At 61.5% G+C, this 18,216-nt stretch carries 17 protein-coding genes; 10 read left to right on the top strand and 7 right to left on the bottom strand.

Annotation, left to right across the window (positions count from 1 at the left end):
- Window positions 1–225: 225 nt before the first annotated feature.
- The 5 genes from DC366_RS13375 to DC366_RS13355 form a co-directional block, all read right to left on the bottom strand.
- The gene (locus DC366_RS13375) at window positions 226–2,499 is read right to left on the bottom strand and encodes a hypothetical protein (RefSeq protein ID WP_108692712.1); all 2,274 of its coding nucleotides are present in this window, start codon (window positions 2,497–2,499) and stop codon (window positions 226–228) included.
- Complete coding sequence (gene motA, locus DC366_RS13370; protein ID WP_108692711.1) at window positions 2,496–3,365, bottom strand: flagellar motor stator protein MotA; 870 nt, start codon at window positions 3,363–3,365, stop codon at window positions 2,496–2,498. The genes DC366_RS13375 and motA overlap by 4 nt, the downstream gene beginning before the upstream one ends.
- Before the next feature lie 70 nt (window positions 3,366–3,435).
- A complete protein-coding gene (locus tag DC366_RS13365) occupies window positions 3,436–3,975 on the bottom strand; it encodes a MotE family protein (RefSeq protein ID WP_243405128.1) in 540 nt (179 codons plus the stop codon).
- Between the two features lie 50 nt (window positions 3,976–4,025).
- A complete protein-coding gene (locus DC366_RS13360; RefSeq protein ID WP_108692709.1) occupies window positions 4,026–4,391 on the bottom strand; it encodes a hypothetical protein in 366 nt (121 codons plus the stop codon).
- A 9-nt stretch (window positions 4,392–4,400) separates the two neighbouring features.
- Complete coding sequence (locus DC366_RS13355; RefSeq protein WP_108692708.1) at window positions 4,401–4,904, bottom strand: flagellar basal body-associated FliL family protein; 504 nt, start codon at window positions 4,902–4,904, stop codon at window positions 4,401–4,403.
- 122 nt (window positions 4,905–5,026) lie between these two features.
- On the opposite strand from DC366_RS13355, the gene fliF reads away from it, so the two are divergent.
- From fliF to ileS, 5 genes are all read left to right on the top strand, one after another.
- On the top strand, window positions 5,027–6,643 hold the full coding sequence (gene fliF, locus DC366_RS13350) for a flagellar basal-body MS-ring/collar protein FliF (RefSeq protein WP_108692707.1): 1,617 nt from the start codon (window positions 5,027–5,029) through the stop codon (window positions 6,641–6,643).
- Window positions 6,640–7,227, top strand: a complete 588-nt coding sequence (locus DC366_RS13345) for a FliH/SctL family protein (protein WP_108692706.1) — start codon at window positions 6,640–6,642, stop codon at window positions 7,225–7,227. The genes fliF and DC366_RS13345 overlap by 4 nt, the downstream gene beginning before the upstream one ends.
- The gene (locus tag DC366_RS13340) at window positions 7,224–7,532 is read left to right on the top strand and encodes a FliM/FliN family flagellar motor switch protein (protein ID WP_439331660.1); all 309 of its coding nucleotides are present in this window, start codon (window positions 7,224–7,226) and stop codon (window positions 7,530–7,532) included. The genes DC366_RS13345 and DC366_RS13340 overlap by 4 nt, the downstream gene beginning before the upstream one ends.
- Complete coding sequence (gene fliP / locus DC366_RS13335; RefSeq protein ID WP_108692704.1) at window positions 7,529–8,257, top strand: flagellar type III secretion system pore protein FliP; 729 nt, start codon at window positions 7,529–7,531, stop codon at window positions 8,255–8,257. The genes DC366_RS13340 and fliP overlap by 4 nt, the downstream gene beginning before the upstream one ends.
- A 248-nt stretch (window positions 8,258–8,505) precedes the next feature.
- On the top strand, window positions 8,506–11,430 hold the full coding sequence (gene ileS / locus DC366_RS13330) for an isoleucine--tRNA ligase (RefSeq protein WP_108692703.1): 2,925 nt from the start codon (window positions 8,506–8,508) through the stop codon (window positions 11,428–11,430).
- Between the two features lie 157 nt (window positions 11,431–11,587).
- Here the strand turns inward: ileS and rpsA are convergent, their stop codons facing one another.
- Window positions 11,588–13,270, bottom strand: a complete 1,683-nt coding sequence (gene rpsA / locus DC366_RS13325; RefSeq protein WP_108692702.1) for a 30S ribosomal protein S1 — start codon at window positions 13,268–13,270, stop codon at window positions 11,588–11,590.
- A 232-nt stretch (window positions 13,271–13,502) separates the two neighbouring features.
- Entirely contained in the window at window positions 13,503–14,114 is a 612-nt protein-coding gene (locus tag DC366_RS13320; RefSeq protein WP_108692737.1) for a (d)CMP kinase, read from the bottom strand.
- A 172-nt stretch (window positions 14,115–14,286) separates the two neighbouring features.
- Between DC366_RS13320 and dapF the strand changes: the two genes are divergently transcribed.
- The 5 genes from dapF (at window position 14,287) to DC366_RS13295 (ending at window position 18,206) form a co-directional block, all read left to right on the top strand.
- Window positions 14,287–15,159 (top strand): diaminopimelate epimerase, encoded by an 873-nt coding sequence (gene dapF, locus DC366_RS13315; RefSeq protein ID WP_207768717.1) that lies wholly within the window; start codon window positions 14,287–14,289, stop codon window positions 15,157–15,159.
- The gene (locus tag DC366_RS13310; RefSeq protein WP_279305761.1) at window positions 15,156–15,905 is read left to right on the top strand and encodes an amino acid ABC transporter ATP-binding protein; all 750 of its coding nucleotides are present in this window, start codon (window positions 15,156–15,158) and stop codon (window positions 15,903–15,905) included. The genes dapF and DC366_RS13310 overlap by 4 nt, the downstream gene beginning before the upstream one ends.
- A gap of 33 nt (window positions 15,906–15,938) precedes the next feature.
- Window positions 15,939–16,736 (top strand): ABC transporter substrate-binding protein, encoded by a 798-nt coding sequence (locus DC366_RS13305; protein ID WP_108692701.1) that lies wholly within the window; start codon window positions 15,939–15,941, stop codon window positions 16,734–16,736.
- Between the two features lie 75 nt (window positions 16,737–16,811).
- A complete protein-coding gene (locus DC366_RS13300) occupies window positions 16,812–17,504 on the top strand; it encodes an amino acid ABC transporter permease (RefSeq protein WP_108692700.1) in 693 nt (230 codons plus the stop codon).
- A gap of 12 nt (window positions 17,505–17,516) precedes the next feature.
- Window positions 17,517–18,206 carry an amino acid ABC transporter permease gene (locus tag DC366_RS13295; RefSeq protein ID WP_108692699.1) on the top strand — a complete coding sequence of 230 codons (690 nt, stop codon included), beginning with the start codon at window positions 17,517–17,519 and terminating at the stop codon, window positions 18,204–18,206.
- The last annotated feature ends 10 nt before the right edge of the window (window positions 18,207–18,216 follow it).

The following is an 18,216-nucleotide window of genomic DNA, read 5'->3' as shown; positions in this document are numbered from 1 at the left end:
AGGTGGACGACTTTTACGCCGCCCGCAGCAGGCTCATCCCGCCGCTACCGCGGCCGACTTTCGCACCGCCGTTCTCACCTCAACACGACACAGATGCGCTCTAGACCAGACAAACCACCGGAACTGACCGACTCGTGAATCACTGAAATATCCTCATGCTTCGATTCACAGCATCAGGAAAATTTGTTAAGGATCACTTTAAATATTGAGATAATTTCATGGGCCTCATTCACCCGGCATAGCGCGAGAGCGCAACAGCTGATCGATGCTGTCCCTCATACCCTCGCTTTCGTCCAAAAGCGTCTTGCCGCGTTGCAACTGGCCCATCACTGCCAGGCCTTCATCGTCCGTGGCGTCGGCCACTGCGGCGAGATCAGGATCGGACATCTTCGCGGCAGCTTGCCAGTTTCCAGCCCGGATTGCCTCTTGCACGGCCGCTTTCTCATTTCCGCTTGAGAGGAAAAATCGCTCGGCGATTTCATGCTCGCCCAACATCGCATTTGCCTCTGCCCGCAAGCCATCGGCCTCGGATCCAGACATCCCCATCAAACTACCCATCGCCTCACGAGGTGCAAGTCTGGCCACGGCTGCCCGCGCACGTAGCAATCGCCGCTCGTCCTGCTCACCCTCCTTGGCATTGCCAGACAAATAGTTCTGCGCCAATTCCGGGAAGCCCAACTGAAGCAATCGTCGCGCGATCCCGTTTTCGATCCCGCTCGAAAAATCAAAAATCTCGTGCGAGTAGCCCAAATACTTTAAAAACGTCAAATCATCGGCATTTCGCAAAGTGTATGAACCAATGTTGTCAATTTTTTTTCGATCTGAAAAGAGCTTTTTAGTCTCCTGTTGCGAGATTCTATCGAAGGCTTCCGGAAACCGCCCCGATGCGACAAGCGCATTTATATATGCAGCACTCAATTGCACCCCAAGGTCAGTCCCCTTCTGCTCGTACGCATAGGAACCGGCCAACTCAACCCAGCCTGGCGGCACCGCCTGCCCGATTTTCAACCGGCTATTGATCAATTCCATCAAGGCAAAAGGTGATAAATCACGGCTTTCATTGACAATCGTGACGAAATCAGAGTCAGGCGGCATCAGATCATCGCGAAAGGCCTCAAATTCAGCACGCGCCAATTTAACGTCAGATCGCTCAACGCCTGGCGATCGTTCCAAGATACTCAGAACCCTTTCCGAAGAACGCACTTGCCCATTCTTCAGAAGCCCGCGCGCCAACCTTGGACCAAGGAGATTTCTCAGATGAGTCGGCAACGATACCAATGTTCTCAAAATGGCATCAGTGTTGATATCGTCCGCCGAGCTACTTTCCAGATGATATAAGGCGGACCAAAGGGCGACGTTGCCCGGGCAATTGACCTGGTTGCGAAGAATGTTGAAGTTCAGTTTCCGAGAATCGAGCAGACGTCCCATCGAAACCAAAACCCGTGCAGCGTCATGCGTTTGGTCAGCTTCTTGAATGATCTGCTCGGCTTCAGCTCCAAATCCAAAGTAGATATAGCGACGTGCAAGATCGATTGCGGCATTCTGATAGTCCTTTTCACCGCGCTCAGGCATTGCCCGACGCGCAGATCCAAGCTGTTCAGAAAATGATGCGTTTGAACCCCAATTTGAAACGTCGACCAGATCATCCTTAATGCACGGCATGCCGCCCGGATTAAAGTCCGTGGCTTGTGGTTTAGTGCCCATCGCTTGCTCCGCACTTGTCTGTGCGCGCATGTTGGAGAACAGGTCAGAATATTTTGGGACCCACGCCGCATTCTCTTGCTCGGTATGATCGATCTCAACATCGGACTTTTCAGGTGCCATTCCATGGGGATCTTTGGCCGTCTCGACCAAACCTAAAGCCGATGCGCGAGCAACCTGGCGTGCAATTTCTCGACGCGCGAGGTCGGTTTCTTTTGATTCCTCTTCAAAGGTCGAACTGTGCGCGTTCTGCTCCAAGCCCGCCGACGTCAATGCCAATGCAGTTTTTTGAGCTTCAGGCGAGCGACCCGATATCAGATCTCCAACAATACCTAGACGTCGTTTCGTCTCATAGTCGTTTTTAATATCGAAGCTCATATCGACGTTGGGTTGATTTTGCAAACCGCCAGAGCCAGCATCCAATCGGATCTTACTATCCTTGACATCAATTACCAACATCGCCGCCCCATGCCAGAAGATATCTATCTTGCATTCGCAATACATATCAATCGACAAACCGGTTTCATGGCCCAAAGGCTTTAGCCCAGCAATTCGCTTGTCCGAAATTCTCTCGAAAGCTGCGCTCAGGTCCCATTCGATTGCATCTGCATTGAGAATCACTCGCCGTGAGACGCCCTGGCCGCTGATCGACCACGAAACACGTTTCGGAAGATGTATCACCAAGCGCGAAAAATCGGCGTGTTCCCCAGATCGAACAATGGCTTTCTGGGCGAAGGATGGCGACGCAAACGTGGCCATGGCGAGAAATAGAGCAATCGTGACGCGCAGACTATTCATGCCGCATCCTGTTTCAGGGCTTTCAGAGCGTCCTCCAAGTCAACGAAGGAGGGACGGCAATGAGACGGAGTGTTTTGTCGACCGACCTCGATGCAGATGTTCGTTGCGTGATTGTGAAGATTGGCGACCAATACCTCCCGGATCAGCTGATAAAAATGAGCATCCTCCTCCACGACGGCCTTTACCTTTGCCGCAAACGGCCCGACCAGACCGTAGGCCAAGAAGACGCCAAGGAATGTGCCAACCAAGGCACCTCCGATCATTTTGCCGAGAATTTCAGGCGGTTGATCGATCGAGGCCATGGTCTTGATGACGCCGAGAACGGCCGCGACGATGCCAAGCGCCGGCAAACCGTCGGCGACTGTCTGCAAGGCATGACTGGAATGCATCGCGTGGTGCAGACTTGCGTCCATTCGCTTTTCAAGAACCTCTTCCACTTGGTGAGGATCGTCATAATTCATGGACGCCGACCGCATGGTATCGCTGATAAGCGCAACGGCTTCTGTGTCCGACAGAATTTTCGGATATTTCTGAAAAATGGAAGATTCGCTCGGGTTTTCGATGTGCTCCTCAACGGCCACCGGATTTTGTTTTGCCAGACGCAAAATCTCGAATAGCAAACAAAGAAGGTTCCTGTAGTCTTCCTGCTTCCACTTCGGACCTTTGAATACCTTGCCGAGATCCTTGATAGTGTGTTTGACGGATGACATGTCGTTGCTGAGCAAAAATGCACCCGTGGCGGCGCCGCCAATCATCATCATCTCGAAAGGTAGCGATTTGAGAATGATGCCCAGCTTGCCTCCAGCCGCCAGATAACCGCCGAAAACCATCAAGAAGATGACCAAGATACCAATTATTCCAATCATCACGCTCTCCGCTCATCGCTTGAACAGCAATCTGCCCGCATTCAGTTAATAATTCTTGAGCGCTTCCGGCTCATTTCCTCGGAGCGCCCGCATTCCTGCCGGCCAGAACCACGGAGAACGTGTGCGCAGCTTGCGGGCTCAGACCAGCCATTATGGCCGCCGCTGCCTCTGGTCTCATGCGACCGAGAAAGCCGGCCGCAAAGTCAGGTGCCATTTCCTCGAAGAGGGCGGCGGCCTGTTTGGGCTTCATGTTTTCATAGACTTTCGTCAGTTTTTCGACATCACCGTCCGCGGCGGTATCGGCCAGCGTCATCGTCCGTCTGAGCTCTTTTTCCGCCTGCTCAAGGCGGGCCAGTTTGATCTCGATCTGCTGGTCCGCGATACTCAGCGCCTGCTGGCGGTCGGTCATTGCCTGTTCCCGTTTTTCAAGGCGTGCCTCCCGCTCCTGAAAATCCTTCAGCATTGCGTGAAGATCGTCATCCGTCTTGCACTCTGCCGTGGCGACAACCGCGCGCGGCACGTCGGCCGCGTCACTCCCCCGGGCCCACGCCTGACCGGCGTCGTTGCCCGCACGCAAGACCGCTGAACTCACGAGCAGCCCGGTGATCATCACCAGCGCCCCTTTCGTGCTGCGCCCGCGGCGCCTGGACTTGGCGCGCCTCATTGCGAAGCGCCCCTGGACTCGTGGCGGCGGAAGATCGGCGCAAAAGATGCAGCCTGCTCCGGCTCGGGCGGCGTGGCGGGCGGCAGATCGTGCATCGACGCCACGAGCAATTCCAGCCGTTTTGCCACGCTCTCGGCCCTGTCGGTCAGGTCCGTCAGCGAATCGCCTGACGCCGCCGCTGCCCCCTGCGCGGCAGCCAGCGTTTTGGTCAGATCGTCCACTTGCATCGACAGGACAGCGACGGCGCCGCCAACTCCGGTTTCAAGATCATTGAACCGGTTCAGACGGCGGGCGAGAATATAGCAGTAGATTCCCGCGCCCAATGCGCCGGCAACCAGAAGAATATCAGCGATAAGTTCCATGTAGCGTCCTCAATTCAAAACAAATTCCATGATGAGCAGATCGGTGATCCGATCTCCTCCTGTCACAACCTGCAGACGGCGCAGCATCTGCGCCCGCAAACGCAAAAGCGCGGCACTGTCGGTCAGATCCTTCAGCTCGAGCGCCCTCAGATACGAGTTGAGAACGTCCACGACCCTCGGCATCAGCTTTTCGACATCGGGGCGGTAGGCCGATGCAACCTCAAGCTCGGCCCGAAACCTCAGGTGGCGCCCGGACATCCCGTCACCAAGCGAGATGACCAAAGGCTCCATCGGAACGTAGACCACGTCCGGCATGGGGCGGACGGCGCTTTCATCCTGCATCGACGCCCCCGCAGATGCGGATTTTTGCGATTCGCCTGGCAACAGATGACCCGAATACACCGCGAAAAAGCCGCCGCCACCGCCCAGAAGCGCCAGCACGAACCCTAGAATCAAGGGCATCTTCGACCTTTTCGCAGGCGCCGCGCCCTCTTGTGTCTCTTCGTCAGCCATTTTCCGATCCTCGTTGCTGTCCAGACCAACATAACCGACAGGCACTAACCGATTGTTAAGGCTGATGAGCCAAACATGACCTCACAGTCCGGCAGAACGCGGGACATGAGGAGGCAAGAAAATTGCAGAATATCGCGACTCTCTGGACCACTTTGGACCCGCGCAAACGCATCGTCATCGCGCTGGCTGTCATCGCCATGTTTGCGGCCGTAATCGGCCTGACCCGGATGGCGGCGACGCCCAGCCTTACGCTTTTGTATGCCGGGCTGGAGAGCGGGCCCGCGGGGGAGGTTGTGCGCGCGCTGGAACAGCGCGGCGTGGTGTATGAGGTTCGCGGCGGTGCGATATTTGTCGATTCGGCGCAACGCGACACGCTGCGCATGACACTCGCCAGCGAGGGGCTTCCGACCAATTCAAGCCAGGGCTACGAATTGCTCGACAGCCTGTCGGGGTTCGGCACCACCTCGCAGATGTTCGACGCCGCATACTGGCGCGCGAAAGAAGGTGAACTGGCCCGCACGATCGTGGCAAATCCCGCGATTGTGGCGGCCAGAGTGCATATCGCGAATTCCGGCTCCAACCCGTTTCAAAGGGATATCCGGCCCACCGCGTCCGTGATGATCACCTCCAATGGCGGCGATGTGCCTGCCAAGCACGCCCAGGCCCTCAAGTTCCTCGTGGCCAGCGCCGTCGCCGGTCTGACAGCAGACGATGTTTCGGTCATCGACAGCGCCGGGGGGCTGATCGGTGCCGCAGAAGAGGCGCCGTCCAACCTGGGCGAAGATCGCGCGGACGTGATGCGCCACCGTGTTCAGCGGCTGCTGGAGGCGCGCGTCGGGCCCGGCAATTCCGTGGTCGAGATCAGCGTCGATACCGTCAAGACCACCGAGATGATTCGCGAAAAGACCATCGATCCCGAAAGCCGCGTCGCGATCAGCATCGACACCGAGGAGCGCACGAATTCGGCCTCCGATCAGGGCGGCGGCGATGTCACCGTCGCGTCCAACCTGCCTGACGGAGACGCGGCAGGCGCGGACAGCTCCAGCAGCCAGACCAATGAAACGCGCGAGCGTGTCAATTACGAGGTCTCCCAGACCGAGCGCGAGATCACGCAATCGCCCGGTGCGGTCAAGCGCCTGACCGTCGCTGTTTTGGTAAACGGCACGATAACCACTGCCGCGGACGGCACCGAGACATTCGCGCCGCGAGACGATGCCGAGATGGAAGCGCTGCGCGATCTGGTGGCATCCGCCGTTGGCTTTGACGAGACGCGCGGCGACGTCATCACCTTGAAATCCTTGCAGTTCGAGCCGCTTGCCGTGCTTGGCACATCCGCCGAGCCCTCTTTTATCGCCAGCCTGGGTCTTGATGTCATGTCCCTTTTGCAGGCTCTCGTGTTGGGCATTGTCGCGCTCGTCCTGGGCTTGTTCGTCATCAAGCCGATTCTCGCGCCCGCCCGCCGACCGCAGCCTGCTGCCCTCAGCGCGCCAAACCCGGCGCAGGCCGGGTCGGGCGCGGGCGGCGATCAGGCGGTGGCGGCGCTCACCGGGGAAATCGACGAATCGGACATGGATACCGACAACCTGCCGGTGATCTCGGACAGAACCACCAGGCGATCTGAAAACGACGCGGGCGATGACGCCGTCGCCCGGCTGCGCAACATGATCGGCGAACGCCAGGAAGAGACCGTCGAAGTGCTCCGCACATGGCTGGAAGGTGAAGAGGAGACGGTCCAATGAGCATCGCGCACTTGCTTGAGGATTTCTCGAGCGTCTCCAGCGGACAAAGCATCTCGATCACGGATGTATCGCTGGAAGAGCACCGGCTGCAGGGATTCGAGAACGGCTACAAGGCCGGCTGGGAGGATGCGGTCAAGGCGGCCAATGACGAGGCGTCCCGTATTTCCTCGGACTTTGCGGGAAACCTTCAGGACATTTCGTTCACGCTGCAGGAGGCCCAGCTTGGCATCCTTGCCGCCATGCGCCCGCTTCTGTCCGGCATGGTAAACACCGTGCTGCCACAGCTGGCCCGCCAAAGCCTGGGGCTGCGCGTGCTCGACACGCTTGAGGGGATGGCGCGCGCTGTCGCCGATGGCCCTGTCGAGATCGTCACCGCGCCTGGCAATATCGACGCGCTGCAAGCCCTCATCGACGAACGGAACATTGCAGATGTGCGCCTGACCGGCGAGCCGACGATGGGCGAAGGCCAGGTGCATGTCCGGGCTGCGGGCAGCGAGCAGGAAATAGATCTCGATGCCGTGCTCGGCCAGATCGAAACCGCCGTGAACGACTTTTTTGAAGACAAGCAGAAGGACATCGCATGATGGACTCCCCTATCGACACGCAAGACACCCAAACCAAACCGGCCGATTCCGGCAATCCGTTCTCCTCGGTCCCGATCGAGATCACCATTTCGGTCGGCAAGGCGCGCCCGCTGATCCGTGATCTGCTCAAGCTGGGCAAGGATGCCGTGTTGCCCCTGGACAAGAACGTAGATGATCCCGTCGAGCTTTATGTCGGCGATCGCCTCATCGCGCGCGGCGAGCTGGAGGAGTTGGAGGGCGACCAGAAAGGCCAGCTTGCCGTACGGCTGACGGAGGTCGCCAACCTGCAGGACGGCCTCGCATGAACATCCGCACCCTGCTCTGTGCGGCTCTGATCATCGCGGTCAGCGGACCCGCGTTTGCGCAGGATCTGTCGCTGTCTCTGGGCGAAGGCGGATCGCTTTCTGCGCGCACGTTGCAATTGCTGGCCCTGATCACCGTGCTCAGCCTGGCGCCGGGCCTTGCGATCATGATCACCTGTTTTCCGTTCATGGTTACCGTCCTGGGGATCCTGCGACAGGGGATCGGCCTGCAACAATCGCCGCCCAACATGCTGATCGTCAGTCTGGCGCTTTTCCTGACCTATTTCGTCATGGAGCCAGTCTTCACCGTGGCATGGGAGCAGGGCATAAACCCGTTGCTGCAGGAAACCATCCCGATCGAAACAGCCGTCCCGCGCGCGTTGGGGCCGTTCCGCACCTTCATGGCCGCGCGGCTGGACGGCGACACCTTTGCCGCGATGGCCGCCTTGCGCCCCGATGCGGCGGGCATCGCGCCCGGACCCGATGCGCCGCTTTCGGTCCTCATCCCCAGCTTCCTTCTGTCCGAGGTGGCGCGCGCCTTCCAGATCGGCTTTCTGGTCTTCCTGCCGTTTTTGATCATCGACTTGGTTGTCGCCGCCATTCTGATGTCCATGGGCATGATGATGGTGCCACCGGCCATCGTATCGCTTCCCTTCAAGCTGGCCTTTTTCGTCATCGCCGATGGATGGTCGCTTATCGCAAGCAGCCTGGTGCGCGGATACTTCTGATCCGGGGGATCCGGCCCGGCCCGCCACTGCGCGGGCCTGCCGCTGCGCTAAACCGCACTGCCGGATGCGCGCCTCTGGACGCGCCTTCCCCATCGCCCTATAACGCGCCCATGATGCGTCTTATAGCGATCGTCATTCGAATTACATGCCCGGCGCTCTGACCCTTGAGCCGCCGGGAAAAGGCGTTCGAGCCGCTCGCGCCGCCCCCTCACATCGCCCACACAATCCGAAGACAAAGGACGCCCGCAATGTGCGCCGACACCCCTGAGACCGCTCCCGAATACAAAGACACGCTGAACCTGCCGCAGACCGATTTCCCCATGCGCGCCGGTCTGCCCAAGCGCGAGCCCGAATGGCTGGCCCATTGGGAGAAGATCGGCATCTACGACCGCCTGCGCGAGAAGGCCGCCGCGACCCCCGGCGCCCGCGCGCCGTTTACCCTGCATGACGGCCCTCCCTACGCCAACGGCCATCTGCATATCGGCCACGCGCTGAACAAGATCCTCAAGGACATGGTCGTGCGCAGCCAGCAGATGATGGGCCGCGACGCGCGCTATATCCCCGGCTGGGATTGCCACGGCCTGCCGATCGAGTGGAAAATCGAGGAGCAATACCGCGCCAAGGGCAAGAACAAGGACGAGGTCGATATCGTCGATTTCCGGCAGGAATGCCGCAAGTTCGCCGAAGGCTGGGTCGACATCCAGCGCGGGGAATTCAAGCGCCTCGGCGTTACAGGAAAGTGGGAAAACCCCTACCTGACGATGGATTTCCGCGCCGAGCGGATCATCGCGGAGGAATTCCAGAAATTCCTGATGACCGGCACGCTTTACCAGGGGTCTAAGCCCGTGATGTGGTCGCCCGTGGAGAAGACCGCGCTGGCCGAGGCCGAGATCGAGTATCACGATCACAAAAGCCACACGATCTGGGTGGCGTTCTCGCCAAAGAACGCAAGCGGTGATCTGGCCGATGCCCGCGTCGTGATCTGGACCACGACCCCCTGGACAATCCCCTCCAACAAGGCGGTCGCGTTCAACCCCTCCATCGCCTACGGCCTCTACCGCGTTGATGCGACCGAAGGGGAAAGCTGGACCAAGCCCGGCGATCTTTACCTTTTTGCCGACACGCTGGCTCCCGAAGCGCTGGCCAAGGCGCGCGTGACTGAGCACACGCGCGTCCGCGATGTCACCGCCGCAGAGTTGGGCGCGCTGACCCTCGCGCATCCCTTCGCGGGCATGGATGGCGCCGACGGCTTCTGGGACTACCCCGTGCCGATGATCGACGGCGACCACGTCACCGACGACGCCGGCACCGGGTTTGTTCACACCGCCCCCAGCCACGGCGCGGACGACTACGACGCCTTTGTCAAACGCGGCTGGATCAAGGAGATGACCCATAACGTCGGCGAGGAGTCCGAATTTCTCGATCACGTCCCCTTCTTCGCGGGCCTTCAGGTGTTCGATCGCAAGGGCAAGGAAAGCAAAGCCAACCCCGCCGTCATCGACAAGCTGGTCGAGGCGGGCGGCATCATCGCGCGCGGCAGAACCGAGCATAGCTATCCGCACAGCTGGCGCTCCAAGGCGCCGATCATCTTCCGCAACACGCCGCAGTGGTTCGCCTCCATCGACCGCCCCGTCGGCGACAATCAGGACACCTACGGCAAGACGATCCGCCAGCGCGCCCTGACCTCCATCGACGAGCTTGTGACGTGGACCCCGCAAAAGGGCCGCAACCGCCTCTATTCGATGATCGAGGCGCGCCCCGACTGGGTGCTGTCGCGCCAGCGCGCCTGGGGCGTGCCGCTGACCTGCTTTACCAAGAAGGGCGCGCTGCCGACCGACGACGATTTCCTTCTGCGGAATGAGGCGGTCAACGCCCGCATCCTTGAGGCGTTCGAGGCAGAGGGCGCCGATGCGTGGTACAAAGATGGCGCCAAGCAGCGTTTCCTTGACGGCATCGTGAATCCCGACGACTGGGACAAGGTCGACGATATCCTCGACGTCTGGTTCGACTCTGGCTCCACCCACGCCTTCGTTCTGCGCGACCGCGAGGATGGGTCCGAGGACGGGCTGGCCGATCTTTATCTGGAAGGCACCGACCAGCATCGCGGCTGGTTCCATTCCTCGATGCTGCAGGCCTGCGGCACGATGGGCCGCGCGCCTTATCGCGGGGTGCTGACGCATGGCTTCACGCTGGATGCCAAGGGCAACAAGATGTCCAAATCGCTGGGCAATACCGTCTCCCCCGAGGATGTGACCAAGCAATACGGCGCCGATATCCTGCGCCTTTGGGTCGCACAATCGGACTATACCGGCGATCTGCGCATCGGGCCGGAAATCCTCAAGGGCGTTGCCGACAGCTATCGCCGCGTGCGCAATACCATGCGCTATCTCTTGGGTGCGCTGGCGCATTTCGAGGAGTCGGACCGCACCCAAGCCGAGGACATGCCGGAGCTGGAGCAATGGGTGCTGCACCGTCTGGCCGAGTTGGACAGCCGCGTGCGCGACGGCTACGCCGCGTATGATTTCCAGGGCGTCGCGCAAGCGTTGTTCAACTTCTGCACGCTGGACCTGTCGGCGTTCTATTTCGACGTGCGCAAGGATGTGCTCTATTGCGATGGCGACAGTATCGAGCGGCGCTCGGCCCGCACCGTGCTGGACCTGCTGTTCCACCGCCTGACCACTTGGCTTGCCCCGGTCATGGTCTTCACGATGGAGGAAGTCTGGCTGGAACGCTTCCCCGGCCCGGAATCGTCACTGCATCTGCAGGACATGCCCGAAACGCCGGTCAGTTGGCTGAACCCCGCCCTTGCCGCGAAGTGGACAGGCATCCGTCAGGCCCGCCGCGCCGTCACGGCGGCGCTGGAAATCGAGCGCACGAACAAGGTCATCGGATCCTCGCTGGAGGCCGCGCCCGAAGTCTTCGTCGAAGATGCCGAGGCTCTGGACGCCCTGAAATCGGTGCCCTTCGCGGATGTCTGCATCACCTCGGCCATCACCCTGACCCAAGGCGCGCCGTCCAAAGGCGCATTCCAGCTGCCGGAGGCCGATGGCATCGGCGTCACCTTCCACATGGCGCCCGGCGACAAATGCCTACGCTGCTGGAAGATCCTGCCGGATGTCGGCACCCACACCCATCCCGGCACCTGCGCGCGCTGCTCGGCGGCGCTGGACTGACACCGGCATTTGCCGGGCGCGGCTCACCGCGGCGCCCGGCCCGCTCACTTTCGCCGCACCCGCGGGCAAACCGCGTAGCTCGGTTGCGATCCACGAAAAAAGGCCCCGCATCATCATGCGGGGCCTTCTTCATTTCAGACCGTGAGGCTTGCTGCGATCAGTCGTTGTCGGACTTCAGCGCCGCGCCAAGGATATCGCCCAGCGATGCGCCCGAATCGGACGAGCCATACTGCTGCACGGCCTCTTTCTCTTCGGCGATCTCGCGGGCCTTGATCGACAGACCCAGACGGTGCGACTTGCTGTCGATGTTCGTCACGCGCGCATCGACCTTGTCACCGACCGAGAACCGCTCGGGTCGCTGCTCGGCACGGTCGCGGCTCAGGTCCGAGCGGCGGATGAAGGACTTCATACCCTCATATTCCACTTCGATCCCGCCATCCTCGATCGAGGTGACCGTCACCGTGATGATCGCGCCGCGCTTCACGCCGCCAACCGCTTCGGCGAACTTGTCACCGCCGAGGTTCTTGATCGAAAGCGAGATGCGCTCCTTGTCGGTGTCGACTTCGGACACGACCGCCTGAACGACATCGCCCTTGCGGTAGTTCTGGATCGCGTCTTCGCCGCGCTCATCCCAGCTGATGTCGCTGAGATGGACCATGCCGTCGATCTCGCCTTCGAGGCCGATGAACAGACCGAATTCGGTGATGTTCTTGACCTCGCCCTCGACCTCGGTGCCCTCGGGGTGTGTTTCTGCAAACACTTCCCACGGGTTGCGCATGGTCTGCTTGAGACCAAGGCTGACGCGGCGCTTGGCCTGATCGATTTCCAGCACCATGACCTCAACCTCTTGCGAGGTGGACACGATCTTGCCGGGATGCACGTTCTTCTTGGTCCAGGACATTTCCGAGACGTGAACGAGGCCCTCGACACCCGGCTCCAGCTCGACGAATGCACCGTAATCGGTGATGTTCGTCACGCGGCCCGTGTGGGTCGATTCCAGCGGGTATTTCGCAGCGACCAGATCCCACGGATCTTCCTGCAGCTGCTTCATGCCCAGGGAAATGCGGTGCGTCTCCTTGTTGATCTTGATGACCTGAACCTTGACCGTCTCGCCGATGGCGAGGATCTCGGACGGGTGGTTCACGCGGCGCCATGCCATGTCGGTAACGTGCAGAAGGCCGTCAACACCGCCCAGATCGACGAATGCGCCGTATTCGGTGATGTTCTTGACGACGCCGTCGACATTCTGGCCTTCGGTCAGGTTGCTGATGACCTCGGCGCGCTGCTCGGCGCGGCTCTCTTCGAGGATCGCACGGCGCGACACCACGATATTGCCACGGCGGCGGTCCATTTTCAGGATCTGGAACGGCTGCTTGAGGCCCATCAGCGGGCCCGCATCGCGCACGGGGCGCACATCGACCTGAGAGCCGGGCAGGAACGCAACCGCGCCGCCCAGATCCACGGTGAAGCCACCCTTGACGCGGCCAAAGATCGCGCCTTCGACGCGCTCTTCTGCGGCGTATGCCTTCTCCAGGCGGTCCCATGCCTCTTCACGGCGGGCCATTTCGCGGCTGATGACAGCCTCGCCACGCGCGTTTTCGGCCGAGCGCAGGAAAACCTCGACTTCGTCGCCGACGTTGATGTTCGGCTGCTCGCCGGGATCTGCGAATTCTTTCAGATCGACGCGGCCTTCCATCTTGTAGCCGACATCGATGATGGCCTGGCCCGCTTCGACAGCGATGACCTTGCCTTTGACGACCGAGCCCTCTTCGGGCGTGTCCATTTCGAAGCTTTCGTTCAGGAGGGCTTCGAATTCCTCCATAGATGCGTTGTGAGCCATGTGGTCTCGGGTTCCTTTATACGGTTCTATTCGGGCCGTGCGGTTGTCTCCGCCGGTCTGGAGTGATGCCCACCTTGGTGGGACAGGCTTCGTTGGTCAGGCGAATCGCAAAACGCTGAAAAGGGCCCGATTTTCGGACCCTGCTCGATACTTTCAGGTCTGCGGCGGAAAACGCCTTGGTGACAGACGCGCGTATATGCCCAAATGCCCTGAATGACAAGGGCGCGCCGCTTTAGCCGCCGCGCACGCGCTCCACCTCGGCGATCGCCGTGGCCACCGCCTGCTCGATCGTGAGCGTCGAGGTGTCCAGCAGGATCGCATCCTTGGCCGCCGCCAGCGGCGCAGAGGCGCGGGCGCTGTCGCGCGCGTCGCGCAGGCGCAGATCCTGCAGGACGTCGTCATAGCTGACATCGTGGCCCGAGCCCGTCAGTTCCGCAAGGCGGCGCGCGGCGCGCACATCGTCGGTGGCGGTCACGTACAGTTTCACCTCCGCATCGGGGCAGATGATGGTGCCGATGTCCCGCCCGTCCAGCACCGCGCCGCCCGACCGGCGGGCAAAGGCGCGCTGAAAGTCGATCAGCGCCTGGCGCACTTCGGGGATCGCGGCCACCCGGCTGGCCGCCTGACCCACTTCGGGCGTGCGCAGGTCGGGCGCCTTCAGATCCTCGGCCTTCAGGTTCTGGGCAGCCTCGACCGCGTCCAGCCCGTCCAGCGTGCGCCGCCCGGTCGCACGATAGAGCAGCCCGGTATCCAGATGGGCAAAGCCGAAATGCGCGGCCAGCAGGCGCCCCACCGTCCCCTTGCCCGCCGCTGCCGGCCCGTCGATTGCGATCGTGAATGTCATATGCGCCTCGCCGCTGTCTGTCCGCATGGGTAGAGCAAGGCGCAAGGCGGCTCAAGTCGCGGCATGCATTGCGGGCCGCAGGTTTCTTGCATTGGCCGGGCGATCCGGGTGATACTGCGGGCCTGATGCGCGTGGCGCATCCTGTCCTGCAGGCCTAACTTGAAAGTCCAAAATGACGATGACCCCGCCATGGTCCGGCATCTTTCCCGATGACGGGCGGCCGTTCGTCAAGATGCACGGGCTGCGCAACCATTTCATCATCATCGACGGGCGCGCTGCCCCCTACGCCCCGTCCGCCGCGCAGATCGCGCGGATCTGCGACGTTCAGATCGGCGTGGGCGGGGATCAGCTGCTGGTGATCGAACAATCGGCGCGGGCGGATGCACGGCTGCGCATCCTCAACATCGACGGGCGCGAGGTGGGCGCCTGCGGCAACGCCACCCGCTGCGCCGCCTGGCTGCTGATGGAGGAGGCCGGCACCGACGCCGTGACGTTGCAGACGGGCGCCGGTGTGCTGGCCTGCACCCGCGCCGCGGCGCTGGAGGTGTCCGTGCAGATGGGCCGCATCACCCATGACTGGGAGGCATTTCCGCTGACGCGCGCGGTGGACACGGCAGACCTGCCGCTGGTGCATGGCCCGCTGTCGCGCGGCATCGCGTCCTGGATCGGCAATCCGCACGTGACCTTTTTCGTCCGTGATCTGCCCACGCTCGACGTGGCCGCGCTAGCGCGTCCGGTCTTGACCGATCCCTTGTTTCCCGATCAGGTGAATGTCGGGCTGGCCGAGGTGCTGGGCCCGGCGCTGATGCGTCTGCAGGTCTATGAGCGGCCCGGCATCCTGACCGGCGCCTGCGGCACGGGGGCTTGCGTGGCGGTGCGGGCGGCGCAGATGCGCGGACTGGTGGACAAGGGGCCCGTTCGGGTTCAGATGGGGGCAGGCGCCGTAACGGTCGAGATCGGCGAGGACGGCAGGACCCTGATGACCGGGCCGGTGGCCTATTCCTTCAGGGGCCGCCTGCCGCGCGATATGGAAAGGACAGCATGAGCGAGCCGATGATCGTCATCGAGAAGGTCAGCAAGACCTATCACATGAAGGGGCGGGCCGATGTGCGCGCGCTGGACAATGTCAGCGCCACCATCGACCGGGGCGAGGTTGTCGTCATCATCGGTCCGTCCGGCTCGGGCAAATCGACGCTTCTGCGCGCGCTGAACGGGCTTCAGCCCGTCGATAGCGGACGCATCGTGATCGACGGGGTCGAGGTGACGTCGAAAAAGACCGACATCAACCGCCTGCGCGCCGAGGTCGGCATGGTGTTCCAGCACTTCAACCTGTTTCAGCACAAGACCGCGCTGGAAAATATCGTCCTGCCGCAGATCATCGTCGCCAAGCGGGGGCGCGCCGAGGCCGAGAAGATCGCGCGCGACCTGCTGGCCAAGGTCGGCCTGCCCGATCAGGAAAACAGCTATCCCGTCATGCTGTCGGGCGGCCAGCAGCAGCGCATCGCCATCGCGCGCAGCCTTGCGATGAAGCCCAAGGTGATGCTGTTCGACGAGGCGACATCGGCGCTCGATCCGGAAACGGTGGGCGGCGTGCTGGAGCAGATGCGCGCCCTTGCCGCCGAGGGGATGACGATGGCCGTCGTCACGCATGAGATGGGCTTTGCCCGCGAGGCGGCTGACCGGATGATCTTCATGGACGGCGGCGCCATCGTCGAGGAAAACACCCCGGCCGCGTTTTTCGACAACCCGCAGACGGACCGCGCCAAGGATTTCCTGAGCCAGATACTATAGACTGAAAAAAGTTCACCAAGGAGGAGAGACCAAATGAACCTTAAGAACCTGACTGCCGCATTGGCTGGCGGCGCGGTCATGGCCGCAATGGCCGCCGCGTCATGGGCCGAGACGACGATGGAAAAGATCGTGCGCACCGGCGAGATGACCATCGCCGTGCAGACCCAAGGCCCCCCCGTCAGCTTCATCGACAAAAACGGCGAGCGCACGGGCCTTGCCGTGGAACTAGCGCAGATGATGGCCGATGACATGGGCGTCAAGCTGGTCGTGCAGGATTACGACTGGAAGGGCCTGATCCCCGCGCTGACCTCGGGCAAGGCCGATTTCATCGCCGCCGACATGACACCGACCGCCCAGCGCTCGATGCAGATCATGTTCACCGAGCCGGTTTTCTTCGCCGAGACGGTCGCCTTCGTCAAGGAAGGCTCGGACTACACCAGCTGGGAGGATCTGAACAAGGCGGACGTGTCGCTCGCCGCGACGCAGGCGTCCTCCTATGCCTCCGCCGCGCGCAAGTTCCTGCCCGAGGCCGAGCTGAAGGAGTTCTCCGGCGGCACCGCGCAGGCGGTGCAGGCGGTGATGTCGGGCCGCGCGACGGCCGGTGTCACGGACAAGGCCACGCTGTCGGGCTTTCAGTCGTCGATTGAGGGGATCAAGCTGCTGGAGGGCGAGCTGAACCGCGAGCCGCTGGGCTTTGCCGTGCGCCCCGATTCGGTGCATCTGCTGAACAGCCTCGACAACTACATGCGCCTGATCCGCATCGACGGACGCCTGGATGAGAAGATTGCCTACTGGTGGAATTCCACCGATTGGGAAGCCGATCACAAGTAAGCGCAGCAGGCGGAGGGCGCCCCGGCGCCCCCGCCCCACACCTTCGAGCATCACAAGCAGGACCGCACCGCGCCGATGAATTGGCTTCAGGATTACTTCAATCTCCGGCTGGTGTCGGAATATGCGGATGTCTTTGCAGAAGGCATCTGGCAGACGCTGTGGATCTCGGCCGTCTGCCTTGCGCTGTCGCTGATCTTCGGCACGCTGCTGGCGCTGGCGCGCATGTCGAAAAATCCGCTGCTGTGGCGCCCGGTTGCGGGCTATATCCAGTTCATCCGCGCCACGCCGCTGCTGGTTCAGATCTACCTGGTCTATTACGGCCTGCCTACGATCATGCCCTCGGGGATGCTGTTTGACGAGGTGCAGTCCGGCATCATCGCGCTGACGCTGCACACGTCCCCCTATATGGGCGAGATCATTCGCGCCGGCATCGGCTCGGTCGCGCGCGGACAGATCGAGGGCGCGCTGTCGGTCGGGATGACGCCGCGCCAGACGATGCGTCATATCACCCTGCCGCAAGCCATCGCCAACGTGATGCCGCCGCTTCTGGGCCAGACGGCGGTGCTGATCAAGGATACCTCGCTGCTCAGCATCATCGCGGTGTTCGAGCTGCTGGGCGCGGGCCTTTTGATGTTCTCCGAAACGGTCGTCGCGACCGAAAGCTATGTCACCGTCGCTATCTGCTATCTGGCGATCTACGCGATGATGCTGGTCCTGTCGGGCATCGTGCAAAACCGTCTGGGCGGCAGCGCCTGGCAGGCGAATTGAGGGGGGCGGCGCATGGAATGGATCACTGACAAGTGGGACATCGTGGTTCAGCTTTATCCCTTCCTGCTGAAGGGGCTGTGGCTGACCTTCCAGATTTCGATCATCGCCATTCTCATCGGATCGACCATCGGCTTTGTGCTGGGCGTGGCCAAGACCACCGGCTTCAGGCTGCTGAACGGGGTGATCAATCTTTATCTGCACCTGCTGCGCGGCTCGCCCTACCTTGTGCAGCTCTACATCGTCTATTTCGTGCTGCCCGCGACCGGCATCGCGTGGCTGTCCTTCGACAGCTACATGGCGGCCATCGTGTCGCTGTCGCTCTATACCTCCAGCTACGTGACCGAAATCGTCGCCGCCGCGATCAATGCCGTGCCCAAGGGTCAGGCCGAGGCCGCGCGCTCGGTCGGCATGACGCGGGCGCAGACCTATCGCCATATCGTCGTGCCCCAGGCGCTGAAACTGACGATCCCGCCGATGGCCAGCATCTATGTCATCGTGATCAAGAGCACGGCGGTCCTGTCGGTGATCGGCATATCCGAGCTGACCCGTCAGGGCGAGGTGGCGATCATGCGGATGCCCGGCGACATCATGTTCATCTACAGCCTGATCGCGGTCTTCTATTTCATCTACTGCTATCCGATGCTGCGCCTGTCGAAATGGGCCGAAGGGCGCTTTGGCACCACGGGCGGCGGCGATACCTGACGGCCGCGAT

The sequence above is a fragment of the Pelagivirga sediminicola genome (assembly GCF_003072125.1).
Lineage (GTDB): Bacteria > Pseudomonadota > Alphaproteobacteria > Rhodobacterales > Rhodobacteraceae > Roseovarius > Roseovarius sediminicola.
The sequence above is the reverse complement of the archived record's forward strand: the minus strand, read 5'-3'. Positions and strand labels throughout refer to the sequence as shown.